Raw genomic sequence first — 10,667 nt, forward strand, 5'->3', positions numbered from 1 at the left:
TCAATTTTATTCCTTATTTTAACATATAAAGGTTATTTTGTGGCATTTTTATACAAAATTTTCGGAATATTTGATAAAAAATACATCAGTTAAATAACTATTGAGCTTTGAAATAAATTTTCATCAAAATTTTTTAACAAACTCATATTTTATAGCATAAAGAAGGAATCCATTTTGATAAAGGATTATCAAAATGGATTCTTATCTAACAGATTTAATTTTTCATTTTAAAAAATTTAATCAAAACCCAATTATTTTTTTGAAGTAATAAAATATCGCATCTTTTTTATAAACGTCACAACTTTTTTCAAAACTTCGCGTTTTTCTTAAAAACATCGTGACTTTATTTCAAACCCACAGGGGGACCCATTAAACCCTCACCGCCACCACATCCGGCACTTGCTTAGCAATCTCCTCACCAATCTTTATGCTTGCTGTTGCGGCTGGGGACGGTGCGTTGCAAATATGTAAAGAATTTATGCCAGGGATAATGCAGAAGTCATCAACCATATTTCCGTTTGATAAAATAGCTTGTGCCCTTACACCCGCATGTGTTGGTACGATATCTTTCTCTGTAAGTTCTGGTATTAAGCGCTGTAAGCTTTTTAAGAATGATTGTTTACTAAATGAGCGCACCATCTCTTTTATGCCTTCTTTCATATTTGGCATCGCCATTTTCCAAAATCCTGTGTATGTCATTGTTTCCATGAAGTCTTTTATGTTGAAGTCTGTTTTCGTATAGCCTTCGCGTTTGAAGCTTAATACTGCATTTGGTCCTGCATGTACGTCTCCGTTTATCATTCTTGTAAAATGAACACCTAGAAATGGGAATTCTGGATTTGGAACTGGATAAATTAAATGTTTTACAAGATGGCGTTTTTCTGGGACAAGTTCGTAATATTCACCACGAAACGGAACAATTTTCATATCCGTTAATATTCCTGTCTTTTTCGCAATACGATCACTATGTAATCCAGCGCAGTTAATGAGAAATTTCGTTTTGAATACGCCTTTATTCGTCTCAATTGTTACGACATCTTTTTTCTCAGCAATATATTCTGCGGCTGTTCCTAAATGTACTTCTCCCCCGTTTTCCTGAATTAGGCGAGCAAATGCATAACTTACTCCTCTATAATCAGCAATCCCGCAAGAAGGAACACGGATTGCCCCAAGTCCTTTTACATGAGGCTCAACTTCTGCTAATTCTTCCTGGCTAATTTTGGAAATTTGCAAGTTGTTTTGTAAGCCTCTCTCATATAAATTATGTAAAAGAGGAAGTTCTTCTCTTTCTGTAGCGACAATTACTTTCCCGCACATGTCATAAGCGATGTCATTTTCTTTACAAAATTGAACCATAGCTGCGTTTCCTTCTTTGGCAAACTTTGCTTTATAACTCCCTGGTTTATAGTAAATTCCAGAATGAATTACTCCACTATTATGTCCAGTTTGATGATGTGCAAGTTCCTTTTCTTTTTCAATGATCGCGATTTTCGCACGAGGGAATTTTTTCGTTAAAGCCATTCCAGTTGAAAGTCCAACAATTCCTCCGCCAATAATTATAAAGTCATACATCCTACTTCCCCCTTAATATGATGAAAGGCAGGCCTTTTTTAAGACCCGCCATACAAACTTATTTAGAAAAACAACCTCGCTGACGCATTAGTTCTCTATATAAATCTTTATTTTTCTCAAATGCAGCTCTTCCGTGCATCCAAAATAAGTTATTTAAAAGAACTAAATCACCAACTGGTAATTTTAATGCATGCGTTGCTGGTGAGTTTTCAACAGAATACGATAAATCTTTAAGATAGTTTGCTTGTTCAATATTATCTGGATACGCGAACTGATCAATAAAGCAAATACAAGGTGCGTTATTTACATCAAAAAATGTTTCACGATAGACGATTTCTTGCGCATTTTTACTTGGTGGTGCTTTATACGTAACCTTAACAGATGCGAGCGAATGATCTCTAAATTTATGAAGATCTTCCCAATCATCTAAATGTAATAAACGGGATTCTCCCCCTACTGCATTTTGTTCTTCAATTTTCATCATAAGAAGCCAATCGGTCGGCTCATCAACGAATGTACCATCTGTATGAAGTGTGAATAAACGGTACGCTTGGCGAAGGTAAGAATCACTGCTATCCGTATCTTTCACATTAAACCTAGCATAATACGTTCCCGTCATTGCATCAAAATTCGGCGTCCCGATTAAATGTGTTAATGCCGTTGCAAATTTCACGTAGTCTGCTGGATCTGACGTTTCACCTTGCACCCCAATTGTAAATCCGCCTGTTTCACGATCATGAATAATGCCGCGGATGTTATCCATAAATGATTGCCCAAAAATCTTTCTCATTCCATCCGCAAGATTAAATCGAGAATACGGAATGTATTGTAATGATTGCTCCGAATGCTCTTTTACCTCTTCAAAAAACTGTTTAAGCAATTGCTGATTTAATAAAATATGATATAAACGTTTATGCTCTGGATGAGGAACAATCTCATATCCCTCATATTTTTTTGCAAATTTCATCTTCGTACTTTGTTCTGTAATAATCGACATTTCAATTCCTCCTAAATTTAAATATGAAGAACTTATTGACGCTTTTTACAGACAGTTATCCTTATCTTCTTATGCCGAGATACGGTCTTACTGCCCTAACATCGAAAAAGCCAGTCATACGCATCCACGACATAAAACCGTGAAAACGTACAACTGGCTAATAATTACGAGTGTTCTTTAATCTCTTAAAGTACAATAATAATAGACAGTTTATATGAAAATATGTGTAAAACAGGAAAGCAAGATCGGATATAGAGAAGGCTAATTTCTCGTATGGATCTTATTAATTAAATAATAATTCAAAATATTCTAACTGTCAATTCGTTTTTTATTATTTTCTCTACAAACTTTACACATTTTACAAATCCCCTTACTTTCCGCACATCCTCTTTTTTTCTCCTCTTGTTTCACAGCTTGCACTTCATTTAATTTTTTCATGTTCCTTTCCTCCTCAATATAAAAAGCCAGTCGTATCCCTTTAAAGGAAATACAACTGGCTCTTGTTTATGGACATAAATGCGATAAACTAGACAGTTATTATGGAGTTGTTTCCTCGTACTCACCTTGAGGCTGTTCATCATTTAAATAACTTACATATTGGCGATGCAAATCTTTTACCGCACTAACGATAGCATTTTGCGCTTTTCCTTGATAATGATCTGTAATATCTTGAACGATTTCTTCAATACCATCTCGCAAACTATGTCCTCTCAAAATTTGAGCGACGAAGTCTCTACCGTGCTCTGTCGCAAGCGTACATGACGCTTCAATAATGACATGGTATTTATGATCTGCCTCAATTGTAATTGTTAATGTTTCATACATACTGCGAACAGCCATCCCTTTCGGAAGTCTCGAATGTCCCGCCATAAAAAAAGTCCCTTTACGCATATTTCATCCTCCGTTACTATGTTTTTTATCCCGAATTAACGGGCAGTAAGACTCCCACCTCAAAATTCGGCGAATGCGAGGGAGTTAGGTGTGAGATCCACTGCCCGTAAAAGCCCGATTGGTGAAGGCTAATAATCAGAGGGGGATAGACAAAACCCCCTCTAATTAAAGTTTCACTTTATCGCTTATACTTGATCTACGTATACTGTCTTTATTCTCGTATAAAATTCTTTAGCCGCTTTTCCTTGTTCACGCGGTCCAGCACTAGAGTTTTTCATTCCGCCAAACGGAACTTGTGGTTCTGCTCCTGCAGTTTCTGAATTCACATGAACCATTCCAACTTCCATATCATCAATAAACCTTTGCGACAAACTTAAATTATTTGTACAAATAGATGCGCTTAGCCCATATTCTGTATCATTCGCTAAAGAAACGGCTTCCCCATAACTTTTCACTTTAAATAAACATATAACAGGCCCGAAAATTTCCTCTTTCGCAATGCGTGCATCTTGATCTACACTTTCAAAAATAGTCGGTAAAACATAACACCCTCGCTGCAATTCTGCTTCTTTCGGCACGCTGCCCCCATAAAGTAAAGAAGCCTCCGCTTTCCCTACTTCAATCATCGATAAAACAGATTGCTGCTGCCCCTTTGAAACACATGGGCCCATAAATGTATTACTGTCTAACGGATTCCCAACTGTAAGAGCCTCGGTGCTCCGCAAAAGTTGATTGCGAAACGCTTCATAAATTTCCTCTTCCACTATCACTCTACTTGTTGCTGTACATTTTTGCCCTGTTGACATAAACGCACCTTTTATCGCAATATTTACCGCCTTTTCAATATGAGCATCTTTTAATACAACTAACGGATTTTTCCCGCCCATTTCTAACTGTACTTTTTTCCGGGTTTCAACGGCTGCTTTTTGAATGATGTTTCCAACGTGATTAGAACCAGTAAAGGATACCGCTTGTATATCCGGATTTCCCGTTAATTCTGCTCCAACTTCAGAACCTTTGCCGAACACACAATTTATAACGCCTGCTGGAATACCTGCCTCATGAAAAGCATTTACAAGATGGTACACCGATTTTGGCGTAACTTCAGCCGGCTTAATTACAATCGTATTTCCGTAAATAAGTGCCGGCGCCATTTTCCACGCTGGAATCGCAATTGGAAAGTTCCACGGCGTAATTAATCCAACTGGCCCTACTGCCACTCGTTTACTGTAAAGCATTGTACTTTCATTAGCAGACGGAATGAGCTCTCCTATCGGCTGATTTGCTTCCCCTGCATAATATTCAAGAATGCTAATAGCACGCTTCGTCTCTCCTATTCCTTCAGCAATCGTCTTTCCCTCTTCGCTTGTTACATCTTGCCCAATTTCATTTACCTTTTCTTTTAAAATAGCTGCCGCTTTCCATAAATAGCTTGCTCTTTCTTGAAACGATAACCGTTGCCATTTTTGAAAAGCTTCTTTCGCTGATGCAATTGCTACTCGTGTATCTTCTACTGAACTAAACGGGAATTCACCTAGTACTTCCCCGTTATGCGGATTATAATTTTTAACGTATGCATTCGTGGAAGGTTCTTTCCACTCACCGTTTATATAATTGAAAAACCTCATTCCCCTGCCCCCACCATTTTTTTATTTTGATAGTTTCGCAATAGCAGCTTCAATAATAGTAAGCCCTTCTTCAAGTTGTTCATCTGTTATAACAAGAGGCGGCAAGAAGCGAAGTACATTACTATAAATACCAGCGCTTATTGTAATGACCCCTTTACTATGCGTTTCCTTCATAATCGCTTTAACCTCTTCTGTTGCTGGCTCTTTCGTTTCTTTATCCTTTACAAGCTCAATTGCTGTCATAGCGCCAATACCTCGAACATCGCCAACTACTTCATATTTATCTTTCCAACTATTAAATACTTCCATCATACGTTCACCAATTTCTATCGCACGCTTTACTAAATTCTCTTCTTCGATTATATCTAAAACAGCTAATGCAGCAGCGCAAGCGACTGGACTTCCTGAAAAAGTACCACCAAGTTGACCTGGGCCAGATGCATCCATCAAGTCAGCTCTTCCTGTTATTGCGCTCAGCGGCATGCCGGCAGCGATTGATTTTGAAAATGTCATTAAATCAGGAGCTACACCGAAATGATCCATTGCAAATAAGCTACCCGTACGAGCGAAACCTGTTTGAATTTCATCCGCAATCATAACAATTCCATATTTATCGCAAATATTTCGTACGCCTCGCATGAACGTAGTCGTCGGAACGATAAATCCACCTTCTCCTTGAAGCGGTTCCAAAATAATCGCAGCAATATTATCACTTGCCACTTCCTCTAACATAAAACGCTCAAAATATGCTAAAATTTGTGCGTCTACTTCTTCTTGTGTCAGTCCTTCGTCAGCACGGTAATAATACGGATATGGCAATTTGTATACTTCTGGTGCGAACGGTCCAAATCCGTGCTTGTACGGTTTCACTTTACTTGTAAGTGACATCGTCATAAGTGTACGCCCATGATAAGCGCGCTCAAACGAAACGATAGCGCTTCTTCCAGTTGCTTTTCTAGCAATCTTCACCGCATTTTCTACTGCTTCAGCTCCGCTATTAGCAAACATCGTTTTTTTCTTAAAATCTCCTGGCGTTAATTCATTCAGTCTTTCAGCTAATGCAATATAACTTTCATACGGCGCTACGTGAAAACAACTATGAATAGAAGATTCTACTTGATCTTGAATTGCCTTCACTACTTTCGGATGACAATGCCCAACGTTTTGCATACCAATCCCGCCCGCAAAGTCGATTAGTTCATTGCCATCTACATCTGTAATAATTGCGCCTTTTGCTGATTGCACATACAACTCTGTAATATTGTAAGGCCCTTCTGGCACCGCATTTTTTCTTCTTTCATGTAATATGCTAGATTTTGTAGTTGTAATATCTTTCTTCTCTTTCAACATGGAACATACCCCTTTTCTTATTCTTTCTCTAAACTAACTTCCGAATCTTGTATAATCGTAAAATCATTCAACCTTTGCTTATCTAACTTTCTAACTCTTAGAAAATAACTTATTATTACTAGGGTAGTAGCTAGTAATGTCATGTAAAATTGCATACGCATATCTTCTATAAACGCTTGTGAAGCAAATATCGTAATAATCATCAAAAGCGTTGCATATGTGAGATAAGGGAATAACCACATTTTCACTTTTAGCTTTCCAGCCCCTTCTCTTTCCCTTTCTCGTCTTAACCGAATATGTGAAACTGCAACGAACATATACATAAGCATCGTTACACCACCTGAACTATTCGCTAAAAACGCAAACAGTTTATCAGGAGATATAAATTTCAACATCGCGCAAATAAATGCAAATACGATACTTGCAAATATCGCTATAACTGGCGTCCCTCTACCATTTAACCGTGAGAAACTAGCCGGAGCATCACCTTTTTTAGCAAGTGAGAATAACATACGTGAACTCGTATATATACCTGAGTTCATAACGGAAAGTAGCGATAGAAATACAACACCATTCATAATTTCTGCGGCTGCAGGTATTCCTGCCATATTAAATAAACTTGCATACGGAAGTTTTAATAACTCCTTATCCGTCCAAGGAATAAACATAACTAAAATCGTTACCGAACCTACGAAAAAAAGCATAAGGCGCCATACTACACTATTAATAGCTCGTATAACATTTTTCTCTGGATTTTCAGATTCCCCGGCTGCAATAGCGGCTACTTCACTCCCTGATAACGAGAAAGAAATAAACACTACGCTCAGTAATACAGGGACAATCCCATTTGGAAAGAAACCTCCATTTTCCGTAATAATAGCAAGACTCGGTCTCTCCACTCCTGGAACAAGTCCAAAAAACATCGAAACTCCTAAAATTAAAAACGCAACAATCGCCACAACTTTAATAAACGCCAACCAATATTCAAACTCTCCGTACAATTTTACTGAATATACATTCGTCATTGTCATTAAAAGAATCATACATAAACTCGCAATCCATGCCGGAACCGAAGGAAACCAATTGTTAATCATCACACCTAAAAGCACTGCTTCAATTGCGATAATAATGACCCAATTAAACCAATATAACCAACCGATCGTATACCCTGCCCACGGTCCAATTGCTTTATTCGCATACGTTGCGAAAGAACCGCTATCAGGATTTTCGGCTGCCATCTCTCCTAACATTCGCATCACGAGCACAACCATTAAAGCGCCGATAATATAGGACAAAATCGCTGCTGGCCCCGACGCTTGAATAATCGTTCCACTTCCTACAAACAAACCTCCACCGATAACCCCGCCGATCGAAATCATTGTTATATGCCTAGTTTTTAAATCCTTTTGTAACTCCTTTTTCGCTTTAGCCAAACCATTCACCAGCCCCTCCATTAGCGTGGACACGCACTATATTCCATTACCCCTTGGACTTGATAGTGCTTTCTTTAAATCTCCTCCTGCTTTAAAAAAAATAAAAAGAGCCAGAAAAACAATGTACACATTTACATTGGATTTTACTGTCTCTATCCTTATGGCTCGTCCTCCTGCTAAGGAAGCTCAAGTGGAAAGAAGCTCCGCTATTAAATTGAACAAAAGTAACTTCGGGCTTACAGAGAGGCTAATCACTGTCATCCGATAATAAGTTAATCATAATACAAATAAACTGAATATTCAATGTTCAGTTTTGGTAAATTTCCTTAATAAAAAAAGAAAATTACCCGCGGCCGAAACATATACTGTTCAAAAGCAAAGAAGGAAGTGGTCTCATGTACTACGGAACAAAAGGCTGGTACGTAGCTGAATTAAAAAAATTAGGTGTTCGTTATCATGAAGGACGAAAACTAGAAAGTTACCGCGGACACGTCTTACGCAATTTATTAACCGAAGAGCAAGAGAAAATAAAAGAAAAATAATTTACTAGTAAAATGATATCGACCGATTCTCTTAATATATCAACGATTTTTCAAATATATCGATCACAACTCGGAATATATCGACTTATCGACAAATCCCATCAAACTCACCCTCTATTCTGCCAACCAATTACACATCATACTAAGATAATGCAAACCAAAAAAGGTCACCCAATCGTTAAATTTAGATAACAATTTATAGGATAGTTAGTCCATTATGAGGGCTGATTATCCTTTTTTATTTACATAATGAGGTGAACCGAGATATCAATGGCTATCGTCAATATTCGGAAGCTGATATTTCTTGGATCAATTTCTTAATCCATTTAAAAGTAACAGGAATGTCAGTCACAAACATGAAACTTTTTTCTGATTTACGAAGTCAAGGTGAACCTACAATAAATGCTAGACGAGAATTGTTAGAAATACACCAAAACAAAATCCTTAAAGAAATTAAAGAGTTGAAGGATAACCTGGTGAAAATTGAAGAAAAGATTGATTACTATAAGAGGATGGAGGAACATAGGGAATAACCATTTTACATTATCATTTATGTCAAAAGTTTAGGGAAGTATCTACTGAAAAAACGCTATTCTTTCGGAAGAATGGCGTTTTTTTGTTTTAGGGGTATTAATTTTTTCTTAACTTGATGGGCATGTGGGGGACCCCTTATACAAGATTTTTTAACGAATTTACCGAAAGAATTCTCCTTCCTCAAGCGTGTGAAGGGCGCTAGCCCAACGGTAAGTGGGAGATGAATTTCGGTTTGGCATAGCCAAAAACTTTTGATAAACTAGCTATATGAAGTTCTTTGATAACTTGATATATGAGGTTGCAGGAAGAAAATAGAGTGCGAAAACCAAGCCATTCGGTTCCTGCGTAAAATATCAACCGTACCAAAAGAGCGTCCAAGCGTTGGACATCTAGGGTTGGAACACTCCGAAGTAACGCTCAGGGAGATGAAAGGTTGCTTTCGTCATGGAACTGAGAAGCTCCCACTTCAAGCTTTGCTAAGTGGCGAGTAGTTCACACTTTATCTAAGTTTTTTAATAATAATACTAAGATTGTAGAATTCCATTTTTCCCCTTCAAATGTAACAATTTATGAGTATAAGAATATTCTCCAACTTTTAATGTAATGTAAAATTAGCAAGGAGCTTATTTTATGAAAAGATGTTAACTAAAAAAGAGTTAGAAGTGGTTATTTGAAGAAATCAATATTATCGTTTTTATTGGCTACATTCTGTCTAAATATTGTAGGATGTTCTAATGATATGGCTACACTAAGGGATAAGCCTAAACCTTCAACACCTGTGAAGGTTAAATGTATCAATAAAGCGTGGTACAAAAAACATATGTTATGTAATAATTTAAAGAAACTTTAAATAGTTGATGATAAAGGGGAATCGGCTTGAAAATGGACCTAGCGTTGTAAATCCGCATTTTCCTGACTGTACCCCATAAAGGTCATAAAGAAAAGACACCCTAAGGTGCCTTCCTCCGACTTGAACCATCTTAATTTTAATAATATGTATTGGACTCCCATCCAAATAATATTTTACCACGTTAAGTTATATTGTTCATTGAGGGGTGCTGACGGCAAAAAGCGGATCTTATACGCTAAGACAGTTTTTAAAAGTGAAATCTCATCTTTGCTACTGTAAAAATACAACTAGCCCTCTGCAAGAGGTGCTAGTTGACGTAAAATTCGTTATCAAAAGTTATAAATGAAATTCCTAATATCGGTTAATCTTTTTTCTTGTAAATATACTTGTAACCTAAAAATATAACGACGATGGCTAAAAAAGTAACTAATACATGCCCTAGTGGAGCACATATTCTATTTACACACATTTGATCAGGTTGATTTGGTATACCGTAGGACACAAAGTAATACAATGGATTTATTAGAGCGGACAAAAGTTTCATAGACCCACAAACCTTTCTGGTTTTGGTAAAACATTAGTTAATATGAACACAGAAGTCACACAAATAACAATGAATTTTTTTAAATATTCACCCCCTTTTTTTGAAATTTTACCATATGGTGATTATTTTAAGTGAGAAAGATTAGTTGTATATCCTATTCATGTGAGGTTAACATAAAGTAACATTATCAGCAGTAACCAAATCCCAGAAATCCATTCATAACAAGAGTTTGCCAGCCTTCTGCTCCCTACGCTTTACGCAGGATTTTATACATCCCTGTCACAACAGCATTTGTCAGTTCAAACCGTTCTCGCAACCTGCATAAA

At 37.1% G+C, this 10,667-nt stretch carries 7 protein-coding genes and 1 pseudogene; 1 reads left to right on the top strand and 7 read right to left on the bottom strand.

The features are described 5' to 3' along the window. Nucleotides 1-369: 369 nt before the first annotated feature. From lhgO to ACTFQM_RS10665, 7 genes are all read right to left on the bottom strand, one after another. Complete coding sequence (lhgO, locus tag ACTFQM_RS10635) at nucleotides 370-1,572, bottom strand: L-2-hydroxyglutarate oxidase (RefSeq protein ID WP_440034274.1); 1,203 nt, start codon at nucleotides 1,570-1,572, stop codon at nucleotides 370-372. Nucleotides 1,573-1,630: 58 nt separating this feature from the next. Then, on the bottom strand, nucleotides 1,631-2,569 hold the full coding sequence (gene glaH, locus ACTFQM_RS10640) for a glutarate dioxygenase GlaH (RefSeq protein ID WP_265621516.1): 939 nt from the start codon (nucleotides 2,567-2,569) through the stop codon (nucleotides 1,631-1,633). A 309-nt stretch (nucleotides 2,570-2,878) separates the two neighbouring features. Next, nucleotides 2,879-3,007: a hypothetical protein gene (locus ACTFQM_RS10645; RefSeq protein WP_002170613.1), complete on the bottom strand. Its 129-nt coding sequence runs from the start codon at nucleotides 3,005-3,007 to the stop codon at nucleotides 2,879-2,881. Nucleotides 3,008-3,106: 99 nt separating this feature from the next. After that, nucleotides 3,107-3,460, bottom strand: coding sequence for a DUF3870 domain-containing protein (locus ACTFQM_RS10650; protein ID WP_002170612.1), 354 nt, complete (start codon nucleotides 3,458-3,460; stop codon nucleotides 3,107-3,109). Nucleotides 3,461-3,645: 185 nt separating this feature from the next. Then, nucleotides 3,646-5,088 (bottom strand): aldehyde dehydrogenase family protein, encoded by a 1,443-nt coding sequence (locus tag ACTFQM_RS10655; protein WP_440034275.1) that lies wholly within the window; start codon nucleotides 5,086-5,088, stop codon nucleotides 3,646-3,648. Between the two features lie 21 nt (nucleotides 5,089-5,109). Further along, nucleotides 5,110-6,438: a 4-aminobutyrate--2-oxoglutarate transaminase gene (gene gabT / locus ACTFQM_RS10660; RefSeq protein ID WP_440034276.1), complete on the bottom strand. Its 1,329-nt coding sequence runs from the start codon at nucleotides 6,436-6,438 to the stop codon at nucleotides 5,110-5,112. A 17-nt stretch (nucleotides 6,439-6,455) separates the two neighbouring features. Then, complete coding sequence (locus tag ACTFQM_RS10665) at nucleotides 6,456-7,880, bottom strand: amino acid permease (RefSeq protein WP_440034277.1); 1,425 nt, start codon at nucleotides 7,878-7,880, stop codon at nucleotides 6,456-6,458. A 289-nt stretch (nucleotides 7,881-8,169) separates the two neighbouring features. Between ACTFQM_RS10665 and ACTFQM_RS10670 the strand changes: the two are divergent. Continuing rightward, a pseudogene (locus tag ACTFQM_RS10670) lies at nucleotides 8,170-8,413 on the top strand (YflJ family protein). Nucleotides 8,414-10,667 lie beyond the last annotated feature (2,254 nt).

This window comes from Bacillus cereus group sp. MYBK30-2 (assembly GCF_051915945.1).
GTDB classification, from domain to species: Bacteria; Bacillota; Bacilli; order Bacillales; family Bacillaceae_G; genus Bacillus_A; species Bacillus_A paramycoides.